Origin of the sequence: Bacillus sp. EU55, assembly GCF_038005925.1 — a bacterium.
Taxonomy (GTDB): Bacteria; Bacillota; Bacilli; order Bacillales; family Bacillaceae; genus Bacillus; species Bacillus velezensis.
Window position 1 is genome coordinate 945,830 of sequence record NZ_JBBOUE010000001.1, and the last position, 23,273, is coordinate 969,102.

Annotated in this window: 22 protein-coding genes, 1 tRNA gene, 1 pseudogene and 1 riboswitch; of the genes and pseudogenes, 21 read left to right on the forward strand and 3 right to left on the reverse strand. The window is 47.3% G+C overall.

What is annotated here, in order from left to right; genetic code table 11:
• From NYE50_RS05050 to NYE50_RS05125, 16 genes are all read left to right on the forward strand, one after another.
• Positions 1-390 (forward strand): minor capsid protein, encoded by a 390-nt coding sequence (locus tag NYE50_RS05050; RefSeq protein ID WP_340763448.1) that lies wholly within the window; start codon positions 1-3, stop codon positions 388-390.
• 24 nt (positions 391-414) lie between these two features.
• Positions 415-969 carry a hypothetical protein gene (locus tag NYE50_RS05055; RefSeq protein ID WP_013351570.1) on the forward strand — a complete coding sequence of 185 codons (555 nt, stop codon included), beginning with the start codon at positions 415-417 and terminating at the stop codon, positions 967-969.
• A gap of 56 nt (positions 970-1,025) precedes the next feature.
• Positions 1,026-1,397, forward strand: a complete 372-nt coding sequence (locus NYE50_RS05060) for a hypothetical protein (RefSeq protein WP_169510315.1) — start codon at positions 1,026-1,028, stop codon at positions 1,395-1,397.
• A gap of 464 nt (positions 1,398-1,861) precedes the next feature.
• Positions 1,862-2,338, forward strand: coding sequence for a phage tail tape measure protein (locus NYE50_RS05065; RefSeq protein WP_340766631.1), 477 nt, complete (start codon positions 1,862-1,864; stop codon positions 2,336-2,338).
• A 99-nt stretch (positions 2,339-2,437) separates the two neighbouring features.
• Positions 2,438-3,199 (forward strand): hypothetical protein, encoded by a 762-nt coding sequence (locus NYE50_RS05070; RefSeq protein ID WP_340763453.1) that lies wholly within the window; start codon positions 2,438-2,440, stop codon positions 3,197-3,199.
• 179 nt (positions 3,200-3,378) lie between these two features.
• The gene (locus tag NYE50_RS05075; RefSeq protein WP_340763455.1) at positions 3,379-5,601 is read left to right on the forward strand and encodes a phage tail tape measure protein; all 2,223 of its coding nucleotides are present in this window, start codon (positions 3,379-3,381) and stop codon (positions 5,599-5,601) included.
• Positions 5,602-5,607: 6 nt separating this feature from the next.
• Positions 5,608-7,032 (forward strand): glucosaminidase domain-containing protein, encoded by a 1,425-nt coding sequence (locus NYE50_RS05080; protein WP_340763456.1) that lies wholly within the window; start codon positions 5,608-5,610, stop codon positions 7,030-7,032.
• An 11-nt stretch (positions 7,033-7,043) separates the two neighbouring features.
• Positions 7,044-8,444, forward strand: coding sequence for a phage tail protein (locus NYE50_RS05085; RefSeq protein WP_224988687.1), 1,401 nt, complete (start codon positions 7,044-7,046; stop codon positions 8,442-8,444).
• A 14-nt stretch (positions 8,445-8,458) separates the two neighbouring features.
• Complete coding sequence (locus NYE50_RS05090) at positions 8,459-11,023, forward strand: peptidase G2 autoproteolytic cleavage domain-containing protein (protein WP_224988689.1); 2,565 nt, start codon at positions 8,459-8,461, stop codon at positions 11,021-11,023.
• A 12-nt stretch (positions 11,024-11,035) separates the two neighbouring features.
• Positions 11,036-12,574: a BppU family phage baseplate upper protein gene (locus tag NYE50_RS05095; protein ID WP_224988690.1), complete on the forward strand. Its 1,539-nt coding sequence runs from the start codon at positions 11,036-11,038 to the stop codon at positions 12,572-12,574.
• Between the two features lie 13 nt (positions 12,575-12,587).
• Positions 12,588-12,866 (forward strand): hypothetical protein, encoded by a 279-nt coding sequence (locus tag NYE50_RS05100; RefSeq protein ID WP_224988691.1) that lies wholly within the window; start codon positions 12,588-12,590, stop codon positions 12,864-12,866.
• 2 nt (positions 12,867-12,868) lie between these two features.
• Entirely contained in the window at positions 12,869-13,057 is a 189-nt protein-coding gene (locus NYE50_RS05105) for an XkdX family protein (protein WP_224988692.1), read from the forward strand.
• 3 nt (positions 13,058-13,060) lie between these two features.
• Complete coding sequence (locus tag NYE50_RS05110) at positions 13,061-13,270, forward strand: BhlA/UviB family holin-like peptide (RefSeq protein ID WP_013351581.1); 210 nt, start codon at positions 13,061-13,063, stop codon at positions 13,268-13,270.
• Between the two features lie 83 nt (positions 13,271-13,353).
• Positions 13,354-14,292, forward strand: a complete 939-nt coding sequence (locus NYE50_RS05115) for an N-acetylmuramoyl-L-alanine amidase (RefSeq protein WP_340763463.1) — start codon at positions 13,354-13,356, stop codon at positions 14,290-14,292.
• Between the two features lie 21 nt (positions 14,293-14,313).
• On the forward strand, positions 14,314-14,571 hold the full coding sequence (locus NYE50_RS05120; RefSeq protein ID WP_069013261.1) for a holin: 258 nt from the start codon (positions 14,314-14,316) through the stop codon (positions 14,569-14,571).
• A gap of 92 nt (positions 14,572-14,663) precedes the next feature.
• Complete coding sequence (locus NYE50_RS05125; RefSeq protein WP_340763469.1) at positions 14,664-15,224, forward strand: hypothetical protein; 561 nt, start codon at positions 14,664-14,666, stop codon at positions 15,222-15,224.
• A 15-nt stretch (positions 15,225-15,239) separates the two neighbouring features.
• On the opposite strand, the gene NYE50_RS05130 is transcribed toward NYE50_RS05125, so the two are convergent.
• Both NYE50_RS05130 and NYE50_RS05135 read right to left on the reverse strand, forming a co-directional pair.
• The gene (locus NYE50_RS05130; protein WP_104679018.1) at positions 15,240-15,575 is read right to left on the reverse strand and encodes a YolD-like family protein; all 336 of its coding nucleotides are present in this window, start codon (positions 15,573-15,575) and stop codon (positions 15,240-15,242) included.
• 45 nt (positions 15,576-15,620) lie between these two features.
• Positions 15,621-15,833, reverse strand: a complete 213-nt coding sequence (locus NYE50_RS05135; protein ID WP_029973246.1) for a helix-turn-helix domain-containing protein — start codon at positions 15,831-15,833, stop codon at positions 15,621-15,623.
• 159 nt (positions 15,834-15,992) lie between these two features.
• Here NYE50_RS05135 and NYE50_RS05140 point away from each other — a divergent pair, with 159 nt between their 5' ends.
• The 5 genes and pseudogenes from NYE50_RS05140 to thiC all read left to right on the forward strand — a co-directional run bounded on the left by NYE50_RS05140 (position 15,993) and on the right by thiC (position 21,706).
• Positions 15,993-16,802, forward strand: a complete 810-nt coding sequence (locus NYE50_RS05140; RefSeq protein ID WP_340763478.1) for a helix-turn-helix domain-containing protein — start codon at positions 15,993-15,995, stop codon at positions 16,800-16,802.
• Positions 16,803-17,087: 285 nt separating this feature from the next.
• Positions 17,088-17,169: transfer RNA gene (locus tag NYE50_RS05145), tRNA-Leu, on the forward strand.
• 145 nt (positions 17,170-17,314) lie between these two features.
• Positions 17,315-18,885 (forward strand): annotated as a pseudogene (locus tag NYE50_RS05150) (Na+/H+ antiporter NhaC family protein).
• A gap of 68 nt (positions 18,886-18,953) precedes the next feature.
• The gene (locus NYE50_RS05155; RefSeq protein WP_201448506.1) at positions 18,954-19,652 is read left to right on the forward strand and encodes a Type 1 glutamine amidotransferase-like domain-containing protein; all 699 of its coding nucleotides are present in this window, start codon (positions 18,954-18,956) and stop codon (positions 19,650-19,652) included.
• A gap of 49 nt (positions 19,653-19,701) precedes the next feature.
• Positions 19,702-19,812, forward strand: a riboswitch (TPP riboswitch).
• Positions 19,813-19,933: 121 nt separating this feature from the next.
• Positions 19,934-21,706: a phosphomethylpyrimidine synthase ThiC gene (thiC, locus tag NYE50_RS05160; protein ID WP_053573508.1), complete on the forward strand. Its 1,773-nt coding sequence runs from the start codon at positions 19,934-19,936 to the stop codon at positions 21,704-21,706.
• Between the two features lie 40 nt (positions 21,707-21,746).
• On the opposite strand, the gene NYE50_RS05165 is transcribed toward thiC, so the two are convergent.
• Positions 21,747-23,102 carry an FAD-binding oxidoreductase gene (locus NYE50_RS05165; protein ID WP_159353929.1) on the reverse strand — a complete coding sequence of 452 codons (1,356 nt, stop codon included), beginning with the start codon at positions 23,100-23,102 and terminating at the stop codon, positions 21,747-21,749.
• Between the last annotated feature and the right edge of the window lie 171 nt (positions 23,103-23,273).

A 23,273-nucleotide genomic window follows, 5' to 3' on the forward strand; every position in this document is an offset into this window, starting at 1 on the left:
TTGAAGATAACCGAATTAATCTTGTTTATACAGTCGCGGGTTGACGGCGTTTATTACGCAAACGGATTCCCCCGGAATGCGGCAGACGAATGTACTTATGTGCGATTTACAGGCGGATTTCCTCCGTCTCAATGGACCGGAAAGAGTCAGCCTTCGTTTCAGATAATCGTACGAGGAAAGGCAAGGGGAGACGCTGACTGCGAAGAGAAAGCGTATCAGCTTCAGGAGGCGTTAACGAACCTTCGCGAAGTGTTTATCGGTAATAGCTCCATTGTTGTTATCCGCGCGGCCAATTCGGTGCCGTTATTTATCGGATACGACGACAATGATCGTCCTCAATACTCGTTAAATTTCGATTGTGTAGTGCGCCCCGACCGGGCGCTTTTTTAATGCAAAAATAAAGGAGGAAAACGGATGGCTGGAATTAAAACGATTCAAGTTCCTATCGGCCCCGCAATCGTCGAGTACGGCGAGGGTAAGGATATGGTGACGTTCGACATCACGAAGGGCGGCATCGTTTTTAAGGCGCAGATGTCTAAGCAGGATACAACGGTCGACCAATACGGTGACTCGATTGTAGGCTCACGGACAAAGGGTGGAACTTGCGAATGTACCGTACCGTTTGCGATCTATGATTTAGAAAAGATTCATAAGGCGGTGCCGAACAGTAAGTACGTGTCTGACGGAGACAAAAAGAAGCTAGTAGTCAGCGGTAAAGCTGGATATGACTTACTGAAGGATGCGAAGCCTTTACGAATTAAGCCGACAGATCCGGAAGCGACGGCCAACGACTGGCTCACGATTCCATTGGCCGGCGCATCGACTGACATCGAATATACCTATGATTCCGATAATGAGAGGATCGCTAACCTAACGTTTACCGGTTATCCGGACACGATGGGAGAAGGCGATCTTTTTATTATGGGCGACGAAACAGCCGGGACTTCTTCCGGAACCGGCAGCGAATAACAAACGAAAGGCATCGTCGAGAGGCGGTGTCTTTTTAATTACGAAAGGAGAGTCGCATGAACATTTTCAAAAAGAAACAGGAGACTGATTCGATCCAGCTTGGTAAGTATCCGGTCGAGGTTGCGAAGCTCACTCCGGCCAAGTGGAAACAGCTTTTCGCATCACTCGATAAAATTCCGTTTCTCGTTCTGGAAGTCTTTAGCGCGCCTAAAACTGATTTCTACTCGTATTTAGTAAGCGCGATTGAGGTCGGTATGGATGAGATCGTCGAGATTACAGCATTATTGAGCGGCGTAGATGCCGAGTACATCCGTGAAGAAGTCGGTACGGACGAAATTATCGAGTACATCACGCTCACTGTTAAAAATAACCGTCTCGATTCGCAAGCAAAAAACGTGAAGAGCCTTCTTCCGAAACTCGAAAAGTAGACGAAGAGGGCGGTCCGTATACGATTGACGACTATCTGATCGAAGCGGCTATCAGTTTAGGCGTCACGCAGCATCAGATAGAAAACGAGTTTTATATGGTAGACATACCGAAATTTGTGCGCGCTAAGACGAAACAAGGCGCAGTAAGGCGTATAGAAGACATTCGTGTACTTCTGGCGACGAATAGCCGGGCAAGTGAGGACGACGAGTATAAACAACTCATGAATACGTTGATTCGGGCGGCAGGACTTCGTCCTGAAGTGAAATTCGACCGTGAGAAATTCGAGCAACTACGGGCTTTACAGGGGAATTTTCGGAAAGGAGGTAAATAGATGGCCGGAACAACAGTCGGAGAAATCCGGGCGCGTCTCGTATTAGACATGGCGGACTGGTCCCGACGATCTCAGCAAGCTCGAAACGATATGGATCAAATGGGCCGTTCATCTGCGAATCTCTCGAAACAGATGGGCCTCATCCAAAAGGCTTCGCTTGCGGTCGGGGGCGCAGTCGTGGCCGGCATCGGTGTTTCCGTCAAAAAGGCGGCAGACTTCGAGGAGGCTATGTCGCGAGTTAAAGCGATCAGCGGTGCGACCGGTCAGGACTTCGAAGATCTGAAGAACATTGCGGCTAAGATGGGCGCCGAAACTAAATATACAGCGGTAGAGGCGGCCGAGGGTCTTCAATACCTCGCGATGGCGGGCTTCAGCGTAAAAGCGCAAGTGGGGTCGTTGCCGGCCGTTCTTAACTTGGCTGCGGCTTCGGGCGAAGGGCTCGGACGTTCAGCGGATATCGTTTCGAACATCATGACCGGCTTCGGCATTAAGGCGGAAGACTCCGGGCATGCCGTTGACGTACTCGTAAAAGCGATGACGACGGCCAATACGGACCTACCGCAATTGGGTAAACAAAATTGCCCGGCTGCTTGGGAACAAGCTGCGTAACACCACGTGAATTCGGTGAACTCTAAGTCACTTTAAATAATAAGTAAACGCTCAGTCCTTTTCTTTAAAAAGTTTCGCAGTTAAAGAGGGGGATTTTTTATGCCGAAAAAAAGAACACATGAAGAATTTTTGATAATTGTTAATGAACGTACGGAAGGAAAATATAGAATTCTTGGAGCTTACGTGAACAATGTAACGCGTGTTAAGACCTTGTGTACAGTTTGCGGCAATGAGTTTCTGCTAAGCCCTAAGGATTTCATCAGAAAGAACACAGGCTGCCCTGTATGCGCTAAAGCTCGTGTAGGACTGTCAAAAAGACTAAGTCCCGACGAATTTGAAAAGCGATTTCAGGAGATGTACGGCAATGACTATGCGTTGCTTACTCCGTACAAAACCAGTAGGGAAAAAGTGCGAGTTAGACACAACATTTGTAGCCATGTCTTTGAGCCCTCGGCTAATAATCTATTAACAAAAAGGAATGAATGTCCGAAGTGCTCCATTTCCCGAGGAGAAAATTTAATCGAGCGCTTTCTGGTTAAGCGGAAAATCTCTTTTAAAATCCAATATTCATTTTCTGATTGTAAATACAAAAAACCGTTACTTTTTGATTTCGCTATTATAGATGGCGAGAGGGTTATAGGCTTAATCGAGTTCGACGGCAGACAACACTTTAAAGCAAATGATTTTTTCGGCGGAAAAGAAGGACTGAGATTGACTAAAATTCGAGATGGCATCAAAAACGACTACTGTGAACGGAAGCGCATTCCGTTACTGAGGATTCCCTATTGGGATCTAAATAGGGTTGAGGTTGTGGTCTCGGAGTTTTTAAGTGATATGAGAATACCGAGCGAAGCCGCATAGGAAACTTGCGGAACGTGTAACGACTAGGTGAAGTAGTCTACGGCGTATTAGCTATGATGAAACACCCACGAGCGCGTGGCACCCTAACGTCTTTGGCGCGGGTGAAGATATAGTCTGAGCTTGCGGGAAACCGTAAGAACTACCGGATAAAGAGCCGGTAGGATAACAAACTGGATGCAATGAAATTCGTCGCCCCTGTCGCGCACTCTCTCGGATACTCCATCGAAGACACTGCGACGGCCGTTGCGAAAATGTCAGACGCCGGTATTCAGGGATCGATGGCGGGTACGGCGCTTCGTGCGTCACTCTTGCACCTTACGAATCCGGTAGGGCAGTCGGCAAAGGCGATGAAAAAGTACGGCATCGAAGTAAAGGACGCGCACGGAAATCTAAAGCCGATACCGGAGCTCGTCGGCCATATCTCGAAGCAATTCGAAGGAATGACGTCGGCGCAGAAAACGGCAGCGGCGGCACAGCTCGTAGGAGTTGAAGCGGCTTCCGGATTCGTTACGCTTTTGGGCGTCGGAGAAAAGGGACTGCGCAATTATTCAAAGACGCTGAAGGAAGCCGGCGGGACAGCGGACAAAGTAGCGAAAACGCAGATGGATAACCTCAAAGGGTCATTCGAACAGTTTACGTCTGCGCTCGACGGCCTCGGCATCAAAATCGGTAACGAGTTTTTACCTACTTTCCGAAAAATTGTCGATACCGGTACGAAGGTGGTCGAGTTCCTTAGTGAACTGAATCCGGGGATCATTACGACGGGACTCGAAATGGCGGGCGCGGCGGCAGCGGTGGCGCTGGTAGCGTCTTCTATGTTAAAGCTCGGAATCGCAGTACGTGGCTTGTTTGTTGCGATGGGGCCTGCCGGATGGGTGATTACCGGGCTCTCTTTATTAGCGGGAGCACTTATCGGGGTAAAATCGGGGTACGATCAGATGAACACCGTTAGCTTAGAGGCGGCCGAGTCGAAGCAGAAGGAAATTGACTCTATCAATGGCTTAACGAAAGAGTTCGATAAGCTTCAAAATAAAACGAAGCTGACTGCCGATGAATTCGTCTACTACCTCGATTTGAATGATCGAATTAAAACGGAGACAGATGCCAATTCTATTAAACGGATGAAGGAAGAGCAGGAAGAGCTGAGGAAAAAATCAGGTCTTACAAACGAGGAATTTAATCGATACTTAGATCTAAACGATAAGGTTATCGCAAAAGCTCCGGACACTGCGGCTGCTATCAGCGAGCAAGGCAATGCCGCAGCAAAGAACACGGACGCATTAAAGCGTCTTAACAAAGAAAAAGCCGAAGAACTCCGGCTGGAACTGGAAACCCAAAGGGCTAAAGCTGAGGCCAATATGTCTAAATATATAGCCGAAGAAGCGCGATTAAAAGAAAAAGTTAATGCGTTGACGAGAGAGCGATCCGATTTAGAGCAACAAGTATCTGATCAATTGCAAGTTGTGGCGGATAAAGAGAGCGAATTGGCGGCAGCTAAAGAGGCTAAAGATACAGCGCGGGTGGCGATGGCTGAAAATGACCTCAACTTAGAGCAAACAAAGTTACAGAGACTACGTGAACAGTTTTCTACAAATATGGAAAACTTGAGCTCTAAGAATCAAGAGCTCCAAAAGACTCGCGAGAATATCAATCAGTTAGATGTCGTTAATCAGAAAATGATCGACCTTGAGCTCCGTCAAGTTGGATTAAACGCCAAAAAGGGCGAAGGCGTGAGAGTGATTGCTAAGGAGATCGGGCGCTTACAAGATGCGAAGGCGAATCTGAAAAACAACACGACAGCAGCCGATCGTAAAACGGATGAATATCGGAAGTCTGTTAAAGCAATTGACGACGAGATCGCAAACCTACGCTCAGCAAGAGGACGAGTCGAGGAGATTACGTCAGAAGCCCAAAGAATGAACGCTACTCTAAGTAAGGACATCACGAAACGAATCACGACAATTACATCAGATGTTTCTATGAAGACGGAGCGTGCCGTAAGTCGCGGAAAAGGGAACGAAGGTACTTACCACACGGGCGGCGTCATCGGCCTTGGTCAGATCAATAAACTTCATATCGGCGGTCTAGCGTCTCAATTCGCTAATCCGATGAGCCACGAAGTCGATATCCGGGCCCTGCGTAACGAAATGGTGCTTACTGAAGCGCAACAGGCGAATCTTATGCGAATGATAGACGCAGGCCACACGACAGGCCTCGGAGGAGATTCCGGCTTATCTTCGGATATGCTGCGCGCGCTTAGTTCGATTGAGCAGGCGATTAAGACGAAGGGCGGCGCTTCTGTAATCGTAGATGGATACGAGCTCGGTTATATAATTGAGCCGCATATTAGCGCGATCCAGCAAGACGGCCTTGATATAGAAAGTCTAAGGAGCGGGAGGTGATTTCGAATGGGAAATACGGACTTCATTAAGAAAATCGCTCCGGATGCGCAGAAGATATTCGTAAATTATAAAATTCTCGCCAGTCTTGTAATCGCGCAAGGATGTCTCGAGAGTGCTTATGGAACCAGCGGCCTTGCAGTTAACGGAAAGAATCTTTTTGGAGTAAAGGGCGAATATAACGGAAAATACGTCACCATGAAAACGTGGGAAGTAATCAACGGAAGGAACGTTCAAGTGGACGCCAAGTTCCGGAAGTATCCGACGTGGTATGAGTCGATGCAAGACCTTGCGAAGCTTTACGTAAATGGCGTCAGTTGGGACCCGAACCATTATAAGGCGGTCGTAGGCGAGAAGAATTACAAAAAAGCCACGGCTGCGCTAGTAGATGCCGGCTACGCAACGGACCCATCTTACGCGTCAAAGCTTAACAGAATTATTGAAACGTATAATCTGACGAAATATGACACCGCCCCGTCTCCATCGAATCCGTCGACTCCTTCTACGCCGGAGACAAACAACCCGGCCCCGGTTGTCGTTGAAGAGCCGGAGGTATCTATCGACGTTTTTTCGAGTGTCTATACAACGCCTCCATCAGGCGTCCCCATTACGGATAGCAACTTCCGGATACTTTACAAGGACGGACGCATAATCGATATGGCTCGCGATTTATCGGTCCTTGTGCGAAGTTTCAAGATTGCTTCGCCCACTCCCGACATTGATTACGAAACGATTCCGGGAAGAGATGGCCTAGTTCGAGTAGGAAAAACCTTCGGAGCCCGAACGTTGACTGCTGAATGTCTCTTGCTCGGAGCCGATGACGTTGATTTTCATTTGCTACAAGCGGAACTCTTTCACGCGCTTCACCGCGAGGAGGAGTTCTTTTTAGTTTCGGAAGCGACGCCGAAAAAGCGGTGGCGGGTCGAGCTGAGCGCATCATTCACGCCAGACAGAATTGGCAGCTTCGGCGACTTTACGTTGACTTTCCAAAGCGCCTCGACCTATTGCGAATCAGTCGGCACAACGTTGGATGCATTTACTTTTGATGCGAACAAATGGCAGATAGGCGAAGGGCTGACGGACGATATCCCTTCGTACAAACACAAGACGAAGACTTTTCGTATTTTCAATGCGGGAGCCGTCCGGCTAGATCCGAGATACATGTCTTTAAAAATTACGTATAAAGGCGCATCTAGCAAATTGTCGATCAAAAATAGAACAACAGGCGATCTGTGGACGTTTTCCGGCACATCTACCGCGAAGGAAGCGATTCAAATTTCCGGGGTAACTGCGAAAAAGGGGAACGTTAGCATCTTCGGGCAGACAAATTTCGGACTCATTACGTTAGAGCCCGGGTGGAACGATTTTGAGTTAAGCGGAACGAGCGAGGATTTTGAGATCACGTTTGATTTCAGATTCCACTATTACGCGTAGGGAGGTGCGTTGTGTCGAGTCTAATTGTAAAAAATCTCGCTAATCAGGTCGAAGCTCTAACAGACTTCAGCGTGACGAAGAAAGATGAAATCGATAACGGTAGATCTTTAGATGTATCAGTTATACAGACGGATCGGAACGCGCACTCCTTTCCGCTGATTCAGAATGAAGGCTCTCTCTTTTATGAAGACGAGGAATTTATCATCAGAAAGACGCGTTATGTACCGATCGGTGGCAAGAGACTAAAGGTCGACATTACGGCCTTACACCGATCATTTTCAGATCTCGGAGAGAATTACGTGTACGAGACTTCGGGGAAAAAGAAAAAACTTTACCTCGAGGATATGCTGGATATCGCATTAAAAGGTTCTGGATATTCCTACGAGGTTGTACCGGATGGGCTCGGTGATTCGTTTGAAGTAGAGGACTTTGGGAACGGGTACTCACTCGGTCTGTTAAACGATATAAAGGAAAAATACTCGGCTGAATATGATTGTATTGGAAAGAAAGTATATTTCGCGAAGGAGATAGCGAGAGATACGGACTATGTTATTCGCGATCGAGTAAATGTAAAAGATCCAACACAGGAGATTGACACTTCTTCTATCAAAACGTTTATCAAGGGCTTCGGAAAGAAGGACGACAAGACAGGGAAATATGCAGTTGAAGCTGAATACAAAAGCCCTTTGGCTACAATCTACGGAATTAAACACGCAAATCCAATATTCGACGATTCTTACACGGCGAAGGACGAAGGGAAACTTGAGAAACGGCTAGAGAAGGAACTGACCGATAAGATCGAAATATCAATCAGTTTGACATATGTAGAAGTCGAAGCTTTGAAAATGCAGGACATCCGAAAAGGTGATTACGTATGGTGTGTATTAGAGCCATTTGATTTACGCACCAAACTTCGCGTTGTCAGTGTCGAATCTTATTCCGATCCGAATAAACCGTCTGTTTTCACTTTCGGAAAATTGCGGCCGAATATCAGTAAAACTGTTGCAAAGCTTGGTCGTACGCAGAGTACGCTCTCCAAACTTATCGACACGTCGACTGGGAAAGTGAAAGGCAGCGCCATAAGTGCGAACATAACCATCGGAAAAGATGCGATTTACGAAGACGGGTATGATCCGACAAAGCTGACGATTCCTACGTACGGCCGGGCAAACGCAACAACGGATGGGCTTATGAGTTCGTCGGACTACGTGAAGCTGGCGAGTATCGTCTTAGGGCCCGACGGTCAAGTTTCTGTCTCGCTGGCTACCGAAACAACGGACGGCTTAATGAGCGCATCTGACTTCACAAAGCTGAAGCGCATCAAGGTCGGTACGGCTACGGTGGATATATCGACACTTTCGCAACAGCTCGAATCTATAAACAAGCGCCTGACCGCGCTAGAGAATAAATAACGAGGAGGAATACAATGCCGAAATTTCCGTACAGAAAGGCCGGGGCAGCGTGGGACCGTGTTTTTCGTAACGACCACAACCAAAACCTCGATGATATTGCGGACGATATTAAAGGATCGTATACGGAACTGGCCGCACATAAGAACGCGAAAACCGCCCACACGTCGGATCAAATCGACCATGGCGGTTTTTCTTTGCGCACATATATCGACGGCTTATATAACCGTATCAGAAATCTGATCCTTAACGCGGACGGCACAAACGTAAAAGAGGTCGTTGATGCTCGTGTAGACGCGGAAGGAAACATCGCGCCGTTATTGAAAGAGCGGCTCGATAAAGAGTATAACAAGCTACTGCGAAAAATTGAGCGTGATGTAAACGTTGACGACTACGGAGCCGATCCGACAGGCGTTAACGATAGTACAGAAGCGTTTAAAAAGGCGATTGGGAACGGTAAGGTGCGACTCAATCTATCGGCCGGCACGTATATCGTTAAAGGTGTCAAGTTGCCGTCATGGACGTATTTGATAGGCCAAGGCATGGGCGTTACTACGCTGAAGCTGCACGAAGACACGCCGGCGAGCGAGTGGGTCATCATTAACGCGGACCCAACATCCGGCAACCGGAATATCGTAGTCCAAGGAATGTCCCTCGACTGGAATCCGGATCGTCAAGGCGGGGTGGGCGCAACGGGAGGCATTCATTCGAGTTGCTTAACTTTTGCGCAAGTGAAGTTCGGTATCGTCCGGGAAGTCGAGGGGATTAACCCGGGGCTTCATTGTTTCGATATAACTGCGCCTACCTATGATATCTCAGCGAAAGATTACACGGCAAAAGGCAGTAAATACGTTTGGGTCGACCGATGCATAGGGTCTGGGTATGGGGATGATGGAATCACTACACATTATAGTGAATACATCTTCATTACTCACAACGTCATGACATACCCAAGCGGAAAAGCCCACGATAAAGGGGCCTCAAATTCAAACGGAATTGAGGTAGATGATGGGTCAAAACATGTTTGGCTTATCGATAACTATACCGAGGGAAATGTCAGAGGCGTTGAGGTAAAAGCACATGCTAAGTGGCCGGCTCCGTGTAACGTCCATATACGCGGTCATGAATCTTTTCGCGATGTTAGGTCTTACGATTTGCGCCACATTGGACACCACCTCGTATCAGATCCGTGGAGCGAGACGGCAAGAGACGTAACGATGGTCGACTGTACAGCCAGAGAACCTGTATTTAATTCTCTGTATGAAGGGATAGGACCGAGGGCGCTTGTCGTATCGGCTTACCAACGCGTTAAGATAATCGGGTTTACAGCCATCGGCGACCCGACATATGACTACAAAGGTAATTCAGTGATCGCGTTTCAGTATAAAAGTCGGAAAATAAGCGTCACAAACCTACAAGTGTCAGGCTTTAAAAAGGCAGGGTGTGATGTTAAGGTGACTGGCGGAGATCAACGGACAGACGACGTTTTCATCTCTGACTTCGTTATTCACGATTCGGCGCATAATGGCATCGAGATCGGAGGCGGTGTGTACAACGTTAATCTGGATAACGGGATTCTGCACACGTCGGGAGGTACGTCTGGTGTTACGTCACCAAACACACAAACAAATATCTTAATGGTCCGGTCGTATGGTTATAAGGATGCGGCAATTCTCGGAGGGCAAAAGTATTCATTCGTTCCCAATAACGTTAAAGGAGGGTTTCGGGCAGCTTCGACATCAGGACATCCGGTAGACACTACAAGCGCGGTCATTGCGACCACGGGCGGATGTACAACGAAAGGACCTAGAAACGTCGTTCTAGGCGCCAGCGGTGGTTCATCCACAACAGCTTCGCGTCAAGCAATTATAGCGTCAAACAATTCACATACAAAAGGTGACGGGCCGTCGAGGGTCGTACTCGCTGCCAACGGGGTTATCAACGATAACGGGTACAGCGTCAGAGGGGGATACGGAAGCGGAAGCGCCTCGACCGGAAATACGAAATGGGAACTCGATTCAACTGGAGGACACATTCGCGGTACAGGACGAGTGGAGAGCGTCTCAGATTTCAAAGACTTCGCGGAGTATTTCGAATCTGTTGACGGTCAGAAAATTGATTCTAGCTATCTCGTTGCGCTAGAAGGCGATAAGATACGAAAAGCAGGCGAAGGGGATAAGATACTCGGAGTTGTTTCGGAAACGGCCGGCTTGGTACTCGGAGGCGCAGCGTTCTATTGGAACGATCAGTTCGAAAGAAACGAATTCGGCGGCTTGGTTTACGAAACGGTTATCGATGGCGGCGAAGAGTTAAGCGTGCCAAAATTAAACCCCAATTATGATCCGACTCTTGAATACGTGCCGCGCGACTCTCGCGATGAGTGGCATGTCATCGGCTTAATTGGTCAAGTCTTTGTCAGGATTGACGAAACAGTGGCCATAGGGGATAGCGTATCCGCAATCGAGGGCATCGCAACCAAGGCGGAAAGCGGCGGTTATGGGACCGTTATGAAAATCAAATCTCCGTATGACGCGGAAAAAGGCTACGGTGTAGCGCAAATGATCATTACGCCACAGCACTAAGGAGGTTTTGTAGTGATATACAATAACGCATCACTTGCGTTTGAGGTGACGAGTCGGACAAAAACGAATATAAAAACCGCAATACAGTTCAGCACGCAAGATGTCTATACAGCGCGTTTAATCTTCTCATTAACAAAAGACGGCGTCCCGTTGCCGTTGTCTGCTGTTACCGGGAAGCTCGTCATGTTAATGGCGGACGGCAGCCGGTTTATAAGAAGCGTAGAGATCACGGATAAAGTCGAAGGGGTTGCGCAGTACGTTCTATCAGCCGAAGAGATCCGACACAGCGGCGATGTGCAGGCGGAACTTTATCTGTATTACGCGAATAAACAGGCGCTTTCCATCCATAAGTTTTCGTTTACCATCGACAAGGCGCTGATTGATACGGATATCGTACCGTTGGCGGAATACTACGTCGATGACTTTGAAGAGCTGCGCCAACAAATCAACGACTTATACGACGAAGTGGTCGAAACAGTCGAAGAGCTGCGCAAGAAATTCGAAGACCTTGAAAATATTGAAACGAAAGAAGGGGCGCAAGAAAAAGCCGATGCTGCGGAAAAGAATGCGAAGGCATATACAGACACTCATACGAAAAGGACAGACAATCCGCATAGTGTAACGAAATCGCAAATCGGTCTGGGAAACGTTGAGAATGTGAAGCAGGAGACGCCGGACGGAGCGCAGGCAAAAGCCGATAAGGCCCTTGCGGACAGCATAGCGTATACGGACGAACATACTGATCGGACGGATAACCCGCACTCAGTGACAAAGGGGCAGATCGGACTTAATAACGTAGACAACGTTAAGCAAGCTCCTCTCGACCAATTCCGAGCCCACGACACCAATGGCATCCGTCATATTTCTCAGGCTGAAAGAGACAAATGGAATGACAGTCAGATTGCGAAGTTGACAAAGGATGATGGAAAACGGACTCAATTAGCCAATGAAACAGACATTCTCGCATTAAGCTCCGGTTTTTATTATGCGAATGGCACATCAGTTAAAAACAATCCTGTTGCAAATGATAGTTCTTGGTTCAACTATGATGTTATCGAAGGCGATTCCGGAAGAAAGTCCATCATAGCTTGGCGTAGCCATGATAACACTTTGTGGCATGCTACGGTTCATACTGACGGCGTTTTCAAAGGGTGGAAACGGATTATTACATCTACGGACTTTGAGAGTAACGAGTGGCGAGAACCGACGCTTAAAAACGGTTGGACAAATTATACGGATTCTTCCAATGGTGATCAAACTCAATACAAAGTTCGTTATTCCAAAGATACAGCAGGAACGGTGTCCGTAGAAGGCGCGATGGCAAAAGGGACGGTAGGTTCCGGAGTTGTAGCATTCGTTCTGCCTGAAGGGTATAGACCGGGAAGGGCTTTTCAGTGGCTTGGAGTCTCTTCGCAAATCGGAATGAATGGTATCCCTCAGTATCATCGGCTGCTGGTCGAGGTGAACGGTCAAGTTATTATTGAAAGCTGTTCAAACACACAGAGGCCAAATGAATACATCAGTCTAGGCTTTCAATTTAAAGCGGGATGAAGGGGGCGATTAAATGAAGTGGCTTTATCAGTATGATGAAAATTTCAACTATATAGATGCGGGGGAAATTGAATGGGAAGATGGCATGGGCATTCCGGAAGGATACACAGATGTGAGGCCCCCTGATGGACTATTCAAAGCAAAATTCGATCTGGAAAATCAGGTGTGGAAAGAATCCGCGTCAGAAGAGTACATCGAAAGCTTACAGCCTCCACCGCCTGAACCAAGCGAAACAGAAATATTAGCTGAGAAGGTTGCGAATCTATATTATTTAGTAGCTATGGGAGGTTAAACATGATCGACTGGTTCTCAGATATCAAGTATTTCTATGAGAAGAAATTATGGACTAAGAAACAGGTGTATGATGTTGTAGGAAAGCGAATAACACCGGATGACTACGAGAAAATCACCGGAGATGTTTACGACCCCAACAACCCTCCTATCGAAGAACCTTCGGAAGAAACAGGCGGACAGGAGGCGTAGTTATTGAACGGCGGCGAATTAGACGTACTCAAATACTTTTTAACGCAGGGACCGTTCGCGGTCCTTTTTACGTGGCTGCTGATTTACGTAATGAAATCGAACAGGGAGCGCGAATCGCGGCTACAGGACTTACTCGATAAATTTAGTGATAAGTACGACGTCATCATCGACAAGATCGATAGACTCGAAGAGAAATTCCGCGGAAGAGAATAACCGATTAAAAGCAACACGCCCGTCAGGTGAGAGTCCCGGCGGGCTTTTTTAATGCAAAAAAAAACGAAAAGGGAGACGATTTAATGGCGATTTCAGTACGTAAGAACCTAGTGTCTGCGAGTAAGTATTCGATTAAGTGTCCGAATTCAATGGATGCGCAATACATCACGTTTCATAATACGGCCAACGATGCTTCAGCGGATGCAGAGATCCGATATATGATCGGAAACAACAACGAAGTGTCTTACCATTTCGCAGTTGACGATAAGGAAGTCGTTCAGGGGATTCCGACAGATCGTAACGCATGGCATACCGGAGATGGTAGCGGCGCAAATTCCGGAAACCGCACGTCCATCGGAGTCGAGGTTTGTTACTCGAAATCGGGCGGCGCTAAGTACGATGCGGCCGAAAAGCTGGCGATCAAATTCATTGCGCAGTTACTGAAGGAGCGCGGCTGGGGAATCGATCGTCTGCGCAAACACCAAGACTGGTCCGGCAAATACTGCCCGCATCGCGTGTTAGCGGAAGGCCGTTGGGAATCCGTGAAATCGGCAATCGCTGCGGAAATCAAAGCACTCGGCGGCAAGTCTTCCGCAAGTAAGCCGGCCAAAACATCCGGATCGACATACACCGTTAAGAAAGGCGACACTTTGTCCGAAATTGCGGTGAAAACAGGCGTCAGTATGGCGAAGTTACAAGCATATAATGGCATTAAGAATGCGAATAAGATTTCGGTCGGCCAAGTTCTAAAGTTGACGGGTGCGGCCGGCTCTTCTAAACCGTCATCCAGCGGTAAGAAATACGTTTACCTTCCTGCTTCTGCCGATTCATGGCGCATCTACCCTACGAATAAAGCGCCGGTCAAAGGCAACGAATGCGGCTTATTGCGTCCTAAGAAATTCGGCGGCCTGAAATACGAGGTTCTCGGTAATCCGCAGACCGACGTGTACACGATCAAGACGGACCAGTTCGGAAAGGTAAACCTCTATGCCGCGAAGTCCACAGGCGCAGCAGTAAAATAAACGATAAGGGAGACGATAATTATGGAAGAAGTATTAATTTTCGCGACTATCCTCGCGCCTATCTTAACGGCGCTCGTTCAGCTCGTTAAGAAAACGGTTAAGTTGCCGACGAATATCGTACCGGCTCTCAGTTTCGTCATCGGTATCTTATTGGGCGCGATTGCTTATCCGTTTACTGACCTCGATTTGGTGCTGCGTTTGTGGGCCGGCGGCTTTGCGGGTCTGGCTGCGACGGGTCTTTTCGAAATCGGAACAAAACGAGAGGGAACTACGAAATAAAATAACGGAACTTTTTGCGGACGCTTGCGTATGAATACGTAGGTGTCCGTTTACATAACTGAAAAATAAGTTATCATTAGAAGAAAAAGGTCGTGATCGTATTGAAGCGGGTTGGACTACTTTTTTCTGCGTTAATAGCTGCGTTTTTAATCGGTGGGTGCTCATCTGATTCGCAGCCTCATAAAAAAGACAGTACGGCAAAAGCTGAGGAAGTGAGCACAAATGAAAATCTAGGTGAAGATAGTGCTATCTGGGCTTATTCAGCGGAAATGAATGATAAGGGAAATTACGATGGGCTAGATATTAAAATCGAGCGCATCCTGATCTCGCCATCAAGCGCTCACATTGCGATAAAAGGATCGATAGAAAACATCGGGCATTCTTCCTTTGAAGCGTATCCAGCGGCGGAAACAATCAAGCTTAACACCGGAGAGGAATTAGGACCGGAAGAAGTGATAAAAGTAGTTGAAGAAGGCCCGAATAAATTAAAGAAAAAGGGCGATCGTCTCGATTTCTTCTACGCTTGGCCTATGTCCAATACAACCCCGAACGAAGTGACAAGCGTAAACCTATCTTGGAATATCTACAAAACGATTGGAAATGACGCAGTAAACTCAGCCACCTTCACGCGAAATTACACGCTAAAACAATAACGATAAGCCCCGTCCTTAACCGGATGGGGCATTTTTTACGTTTATAATATCCGCAAACCTCACGAAATTGGTATCACCCTTAGCGTCCTTCACACGAAATTCCTTCCGTATGTGATCCACGTAATGAACTGCGCCGATTACTTCGCGTATGTATCCGTCATCGTAAAGCTCGAACGATAAATCTGCGCCTACTTCCATCGATTGTGCGACCGTCACTTCCATATCCTCGATCTGCTGCGTGTCCAGTTGCGGCTTCTCTACTTTAAGCTTCGCCTCGGCCAGTCGTTGAAACCCTTCGCGCAACTCCGGTAAAATAAAGCTCGAAGCCCACAGTTTGTTATCGCTAGTCATGCCGAACACCTCCGGCTTTATTATATGCGAATATGTGTTCGGTTATCAATCGGAAATAATTTCTATGATCTCGCTGATGTCGTCGATTTCAAACGTATTCACGATTCGATCCAAGTGTTCGATTGAAATCCGGACCACATGATTACGTGATAATTGAGAGATGGCTGCGGGGCGTATTCCGACCTTTTCCGAAAACTCACCCTGATTCAATCCGTGCTTCTCCATTAACTTATCGATACGTAAAACCACTCGTCTCATACGTAACCTCCGTCCATTTTTATTTTATTATAATGCGCAAAACGCTTTCCGTAAATACGTAAAAAAGAAATTTACGCAAAAACGTAATTTGATATTGACGACTATATACGTATATGCGTAAAATACGTATTAACAAATATACGTAAAGGCGGAAACGTTATGCATTACTTAGCGGAACATCAAACGTTCGACTCGACGGCTCAACTTAACGAAGCTGTTTACGAACATATCAAGCGCAATACATACGAACTTAATGATACGGATCGCAAGGCGCTTAAAATGATCGCACGTTACGCGGTTAAGTTTAGCGGGGCGGCGCACCTCAAAGCGGAAACGTTGGCGAGCCTAATCGATAAATCCGTTAAGACGGCGCGTCGGGCGCTGAATAAACTAGCGGGGCTCGGCATCGTAAAGAAGGTCGCTACGACGCGGAAGATTAACGGAGGAAAAGGCGCGAACATAATCGTGATCCTGCCGGTGGATGACCAGTCGACAATGTCCAATCGCGGACAAGCCGAAAAGCCAACGGAGACAACGGCCGAGGCACCGAAAACGGAAAACGAACCATCGGATTCTATTAAGCGTTCTAAAAACCAAAATAACGTATTAGATACGGCGACAGTCCCGGCTGAAGCGTTAAAAGGCGCATTGCCTGACGAAATATTTAACGCGATGTCTCGCTACTTTGACGCAGATAAGATTTATAAATACTACGGAATTCTTTTGCGCGCTAAGGCAAGCGTAGACAGAACGATCAGGCTCGAAGATCATGCGGAGCCTTTCGTTGAAGCGTGGCACGCAACGATTATGAAAGCGAAATCGCACGAAATTAAGCGTTTCGACGATTACCTATACGCTGGGTTTAGGAAGGCGGCTTGGACGGTTAAGGCGCGCTTAAATCGTGGCGGATCGCTTATGGATCGTTTTAGGCAGGCGTTGGAGGGCCTGGGATCTCGTCACAATTTGTGACGACAGTCTGCCGGCACGCACGATTTTTATTCTGCGAAGAGAAATAACGTATCCACAGCGGGGAAAACATTGGTATTGCGTGGTATAATACTTCGCAAAAAATTTGGTCGTGCGTATTGACACCTACGAAAAACCGTGTTATATTTATATTCGTCGATAACGACCCGGTTACATACGATTGACATAGCGCTTAATATGGCGCGCGATAATCGAGTAACAGACGAATCGTACGAATCATAGACGAATCGTACGAACCATTAAGGCGAATAAAAGCCCGCATTACATGCCGGTGTGGCGGAATTGGCAGACGCGCACGACTCAAAATCGTGTTCCTTCTGGAGTGCCGGTTCGACCCCGGCCACCGGTATACAAAGGCTTCTACAATATGTAGAAGCCTTTTTTGTTGTATGAAAATATCCTCCAAGGCTTGTGAAAACATGATACCTGCTGATTGTATAAATCCGCTTTTTTCAAAGATACTAACAAGAAGTTCTTTGAAAGAGGTGTTTTTAGTGGAAGGGACTTGGGCTTGTCTCATCCCATTTATTCTGGTCATTCCCATTTCAATCATTACAAAGCAAGTGCAGTCCGGTCTGTTTGTCGGTTTGCTGGTCGGAAGCTATCTTTTGCATCCCAGCTTGCTTGGCGGGATTGAACATATGGTTCAATATGTAATCAGCAATATTGTCGTCACCAATAATATTAGAATCATTGTGTTTCTATATTCATTTGCCGGCCTTGTAGGGATTATAAAGCTGACCGGCGGGATAAAAGGATTCGTCCATTTGATCAGTAAAAAAGTTAAAACCAAAAAAGGTGCGATGCTGCTTGCATGGCAGTCGACATTTGGCACGTTCAGTGAACCGGACTTTCGCATCGTCACAATTGCACCGATCATGAAAGCGTTAAGCAAGCGTCTGGACCTGTCGAAACAGAAAATTGCGTATGCCATTGTGTTTACGGCAAACCCTGTCATTGCCTTGATTCCGATAGCAACGGCATTTGTCGGCTACATGGTTTCCATTATCGGACAGGCCCTTAAAACGTCAGGAATAGATCAGCCGGCTTACACGGTATATGTGAAAAGTATTCCTTTCAATTTTTTCTCCATTGTGATTATAGTAGTCGGAATTTATTACTGCTTTTTTAAGAAACAAAAAGCGGACGAAAGCTTAGAAAAAACAGAAAAGAGCGGACAAACTTCTGCTCGCAAACATAACAAAAATACGGAACCGATTCCGCGGAACAGCGGTGTGTTGCTTTCAAAAGGCTCAGGTTCATTCAACATGGAAACAGGGACGATCTCAGATATTCACGGTGAACATACGGGAATGTTCGAAAGTGATGAGCATGCTGACCAGCAGGAGGAGCTGGATTCGGCGCACCGTGCTTATATTAAGGAAACACCGATTCGGCCTTGGAATTTAATCATTCCGATCGGGCTGTTTTTGCTATTAACACTCTTTCTCAGCTGGTGGGACGGTCATTCAAAAGCACAAGGGTTTTTGAATGCCTTTATCAAAAGTGATATGCTTGGCGTCATGTTAACCGCATTATTGGCAGCGGTTATTGCAGCATTTGCTCTTTTTATGTTTCAGCGTTTTCATGCAGGCGAGCTTGTTACCCATTTTATTAAGGGCGGAAACGAATTGGTCAACGTTATTATTTGTTATCGCTGATTTGGGCCGTAACAGCAGTATCTGAAGATCTGGGATTCTCGAAATATGTTACTTCTCATTTAACGTCATGGATCCCTCATATGTTTATTGCGCCGTCTCTTTTTATACTGGGGGCTGTTATATCCTATTTTATCGGGTCATCCTGGGGGACTTGGGGGCTATTAATGCCGCTCGGCGTAACGCTGGCGGTTCAGTCACATACCAGCTTATTATTAGCGATCGGGGCTGTGTTTGCGAGCGGAACATTTGGAGCGTTTGCTTCTCCTCTCAGTGATAATACGGTGACAACCTGTACGGTGTTGGGGATCGATGTTGTGAAGTATGCCCGTTCGAAGCTTGTTCCGGCGCTTATCGCCGCAGGGATCTCCGTTGTGTTATACGGTGCGTTTTCATTTTTTAGATAACAAATCCTTTTTAAAGGATAACGCCTTTTTATGAGCTGTTATACTAGAGGAAAAAAGAGGTGATGACATTGAAGCAGATTATTGCAATGGGCGGCGGAGGCTTTTCCATGGAGCCGGATCATCTTGTGCTGGATCAGTATATTTTAGAGCAGTCGGCGCGGTCAAAGCCGAAAGTTTGTTTTTTGCCGACGGCAAGCGGAGATTCGGAGAATTATATCGGCAGGTTTTATCAGGCCTTTCAAAAGCTGCGGTGTGAGCCGGATCACTTGTCGTTGTTTAAACCGCCGGGTTCTGATCTCAGATCCTTTCTCATGAAGAAAGATATTATATATGTCGGCGGCGGAAATACGCGCAATATGCTTGTCTTATGGAAAGAATGGGGGCTTGACCGTATTCTTCGTGTGGCTTGGGAAAACGGCATCATGTTGGCGGGTCTCAGCGCCGGGGCGATTTGCTGGTATGAAGAAGGGTTGACGGATTCAGCTGGAGGTTTGAGAGAGTTAAGAGCTTTAGGATTTTTGCCGGGCAGCTTTTGTCCGCATTATGACGGAGAAGCGGAGCGCCGGCCGGTGTATCACCGTCTGATTTCAGAAAAGAAACTCAGGGAGGGCTATGCCGCTGATGACGGCGCTGCGCTTCATTATAAAGACGGTCAGCTGATCCGGACTGTCTCTTCCCGGGAAACCGCAAAGGGTTATCGGGTTTTTAATACCGAAGAAGGCGTTCGGGAAGCAGAGCTTATGACTGTCCCGTTATCTGAATTTTGATAATATGCTTTTTTTTGTACACAACTTATGTTACGATGAGAGCGAAATCAATAGTTACTGGGGGTGCCCGTCTGAGCGGGCTGAGAGAGAAGCGGCGGCTTCTTAACCCTTTGGACCTGATCTGGTTCGTACCAGCGTGGGGAAGTAAAGGTTTTATTATTGTTGAAGAAAACAATAATAGTTTCTTTCTGACTGCAAAACCGGGTTCTTCTTTGAACCCGGTTTTTTTGTGCTGGTGCTGAGCTTGGTTCTGTTATTCAAATGATAAAGGAGAGATTTGTATGCAAAATCAATCAGTACAGCAAGCGAACATTTCCATTATGTCGAGTTTTTCCGGCAGTAAAAAGGTTTATGCAGAAGGTTCTTCGCCCGATATACGAGTGCCGATGCGGGAAATCAGCCTGAGTGCGACTACGGGGGCATTCGGGGAAGAGGAGAATGCGCCGGTCCGTGTTTATGATACGAGCGGGCCGTATACAGACCCGGATGTACAAATTGATATTCATGAAGGGCTGGGGGCGCTCCGCACAAAGTGGATTACCGGGCGCGGAGATGTAGAGGAATATAACGGCCGGACCGTGAAGCCTGAAGACAATGGTTATAAAAAAGAGGGCCGTGCCGCCGAATACCCCGGCCTGCAGCGGAAACCGCTTCGGGCCAAGCCGGGGAAAAATGTAACACAATTGCATTATGCGAGAAAAGGCATCATTACGCCGGAAATGGAGTTTATCGCAATTCGCGAGCATGTGTCTCCCGAATTTGTCAGGGAAGAGGTGGCGAGCGGACGGGCGATTATTCCTTCTAACGTCAACCACCCGGAAAGCGAGCCGATGATTATCGGCCGGAATTTTCATGTGAAAATCAATGCAAATATCGGCAACTCGGCTGTTACATCTTCTATCGAAGAAGAAGTCGAAAAAATGACGTGGGCGATTCGCTGGGGCGCCGATACGATGATGGACTTATCCACGGGAAAAGACATTCATACGACGCGTGAATGGATTATCCGCAACTGCCCCGTGCCTGTGGGGACGGTGCCGATTTATCAGGCGCTTGAAAAAGTTAATGGCATTGCCGAGGATTTAACGTGGGACATTTATCGTGACACATTGATTGAGCAGGCGGAGCAGGGCGTGGATTATTTCACCATCCATGCCGGCGTACTGCTTCGTTACGTCCCGTTAACGGCCAAACGCACGACGGGAATCGTTTCCCGCGGCGGGGCGATTATGGCGCAATGGTGCCTGGCTCATCATCAGGAAAGCTTTCTGTACACGCATTTTGAAGAAATTTGTGAAATCATGAAGACCTATGATATCGCTTTTTCTCTTGGTGACGGGCTTCGCCCCGGTTCGATTGCGGATGCCAATGATGAAGCGCAGTTTGCGGAATTGGAGACTCTCGGAGAATTGACGGAGATTGCGTGGAAGCACGATGTGCAAGTGATGATTGAAGGACCGGGTCATGTGCCGATGCATAAAATTAAGGAAAACATGGACAAGCAGCTGGAAATTTGTAAAGAGGCGCCTTTTTACACGCTCGGGCCATTAACGACGGATATCGCTCCGGGTTATGACCACATTACTTCAGCAATCGGCGCGGCGATGATCGGCTGGTATGGGACGGCGATGCTTTGCTATGTCACGCCGAAGGAGCATTTGGGGCTGCCGAATCGTGATGATGTAAGAGAAGGCGTCATTACGTACAAAATCGCGGCACATGCCGCAGACCTTGCTAAAGGGCATCCGGGTGCACAGATCCGTGACGATGCTCTGTCTAAGGCGCGGTTTGAATTCCGGTGGCGTGATCAATTTCATTTGTCGCTTGATCCTGAAAGAGCAATCGAATATCATGATGAAACGCTGCCGGCTGAAGGCGCAAAAACGGCTCACTTCTGTTCGATGTGCGGTCCGAAGTTCTGCAGCATGAGAATTTCTCAGGATATTCGTGATTATGCGAAGGAAAACGGACTTACTGAAGACGAGGCCGTCAATGAAGGGCTGAAAGAAAAAGCAAAAGAGTTTGCAGAGAAGGGAAGCCGCTTATATCAATAAAAGAAAAGATGAAGATGGAGTTTGCCCATCTTCATCTTTTTTAGAAAAACGGTGAACGGCGAAGCGGCGGAATGCTCTGCTCAAATCGGAATATATTTTCCGGATCGTATTTCGTTTTGACTTGACGGAGGCGGTGAACATTTTCTCCGTAATATGTTTGCAGCCAGTTTCTGATTTCTCTATCAGGCCAATTCACGTAATCTCCCATCGTTTCTCTTGATAGAGACGTTCTCAGTCCTTCGATCCAGCGGACATTTTGTCTTTCTTCTTCAGCAGATGTCCAAGTTGTAATATATTCTTGGGCAATGATTGCGTTGCGATAGTAGAATGCCGTTTGGTCCGGAGCGATCCGTCCGGCCGCCCCGCCGAGAGATTGCTGCCAGACACTGGCGTTTTCGTTCGGAGCGTGCTCTAAATAGCGCTTTAAAGTGGAAATCGCGCGTGTAGATAATGGTTTTTCAATAAAGGATCCTGACCGCTTCATCTTTTGCGGCTGATTGCCTCCCGGGCTGTTAAAAAAGGCTGCCGCTTTAATAAATGGGACTGTCTTGACCATGCCGCTTGCCGGTTTTCCCGCTTTCATTAACGGAGCCAGCAGTTCTTTCAGCTCATCCTTTGTCCCGGTAAATTGACCGAGCGCTTCTATGCGGTTTACTTCCTTAGGCCAAAACTGAATTGATGAGGTAAGCCGGTTGTCTGTAAATGGAGCCCAGCGCTGCCATGTGTTAAATACTTTCTCAAAATCATCCCAGCCCCAAGTGACAGAAAAAACAGACACGCACGAGATCGGCACGGCTTTAAACATCATGGATGTGACAATGCCGAAGTTGCCTCCCCCTCCGCCCTGAGACGCCCAAAATAGATCAGAGTGCTTTGAGCGGTTGACTGTGATCAAGTCAGCACCCGCTTTTTCGTCCGCTATGATCATTTCGAGCTGGAGGAGACGATCGCAAGTAAGTCCGGCTGTCCTTGTTAAATATCCGATTCCTCCCCCGAGCGTCAGCCCCGTGATTCCCACATTCGCAATGGTTCCCGCAGGAAGGGTCAAGCCGTACCGCCAGAGTGTCCGGTAGACTTCTCCTAATTCGGCTCCCGCTTCAATCGAGACCAGCCGCGTATCCTCATTTACTCTTATTTTCTTCATTTCACTGAGATCAATGACTAGTCCGTTATTTAACAGGGAAAAATTTTCGTAGCTGTGTCTTCCGCCTCTGATGCGGAAAGGCACATTGTTCTCACGCGCCCATCTCAGCGCATTGAGGGCGTCATGTTTATTTTGACAAAACACAATGATGTCTGGATATCTTTGCAGGCTTAAATTGATATTGGTTCTTGCAGTATTATAGTCCGGGTCATCTTTTTTGACGATGCGACCGGTCAATGTTGTCTTTTCCACATTCTCACTCACTTTCACTTGTACTCTGCTATGTTTTCTAGCATATGCGGAAAAATGAGAGAGTGTATGAGGAAAACCCCCGGAAGGAAACGATATTTTAAATTATAGTTGACAGGTAGGGATTGTATGAATTAACATAATCATTACATATTTCCAAACGATGGCTGATCG

Coding starts and splice junctions, on each gene's coding strand:
- thiC (WP_053573508.1), top strand. CDS start 19,934: ATGCAAAATCAATCAGTACAGCAAGCGAACATTTCCATTATGTCGAGT.
- NYE50_RS05135 (WP_029973246.1), bottom strand. CDS start 15,833: ATGAGACGAGTGGTTTTACGTATCGATAAGTTAATGGAGAAGCACGGA.
- NYE50_RS05070 (WP_340763453.1), top strand. CDS start 2,438: ATGCCGAAAAAAAGAACACATGAAGAATTTTTGATAATTGTTAATGAA.
- NYE50_RS05090 (WP_224988689.1), top strand. CDS start 8,459: ATGCCGAAATTTCCGTACAGAAAGGCCGGGGCAGCGTGGGACCGTGTT.
- NYE50_RS05100 (WP_224988691.1), top strand. CDS start 12,588: ATGAAGTGGCTTTATCAGTATGATGAAAATTTCAACTATATAGATGCG.
- NYE50_RS05080 (WP_340763456.1), top strand. CDS start 5,608: ATGGGAAATACGGACTTCATTAAGAAAATCGCTCCGGATGCGCAGAAG.
- NYE50_RS05065 (WP_340766631.1), top strand. CDS start 1,862: ATGGGCCTCATCCAAAAGGCTTCGCTTGCGGTCGGGGGCGCAGTCGTG.
- NYE50_RS05075 (WP_340763455.1), top strand. CDS start 3,379: ATGAAATTCGTCGCCCCTGTCGCGCACTCTCTCGGATACTCCATCGAA.
- NYE50_RS05060 (WP_169510315.1), top strand. CDS start 1,026: ATGAACATTTTCAAAAAGAAACAGGAGACTGATTCGATCCAGCTTGGT.
- NYE50_RS05105 (WP_224988692.1), top strand. CDS start 12,869: ATGATCGACTGGTTCTCAGATATCAAGTATTTCTATGAGAAGAAATTA.
- NYE50_RS05115 (WP_340763463.1), top strand. CDS start 13,354: ATGGCGATTTCAGTACGTAAGAACCTAGTGTCTGCGAGTAAGTATTCG.
- NYE50_RS05140 (WP_340763478.1), top strand. CDS start 15,993: ATGCATTACTTAGCGGAACATCAAACGTTCGACTCGACGGCTCAACTT.
- NYE50_RS05055 (WP_013351570.1), top strand. CDS start 415: ATGGCTGGAATTAAAACGATTCAAGTTCCTATCGGCCCCGCAATCGTC.
- NYE50_RS05130 (WP_104679018.1), bottom strand. CDS start 15,575: ATGACTAGCGATAACAAACTGTGGGCTTCGAGCTTTATTTTACCGGAG.
- NYE50_RS05120 (WP_069013261.1), top strand. CDS start 14,314: ATGGAAGAAGTATTAATTTTCGCGACTATCCTCGCGCCTATCTTAACG.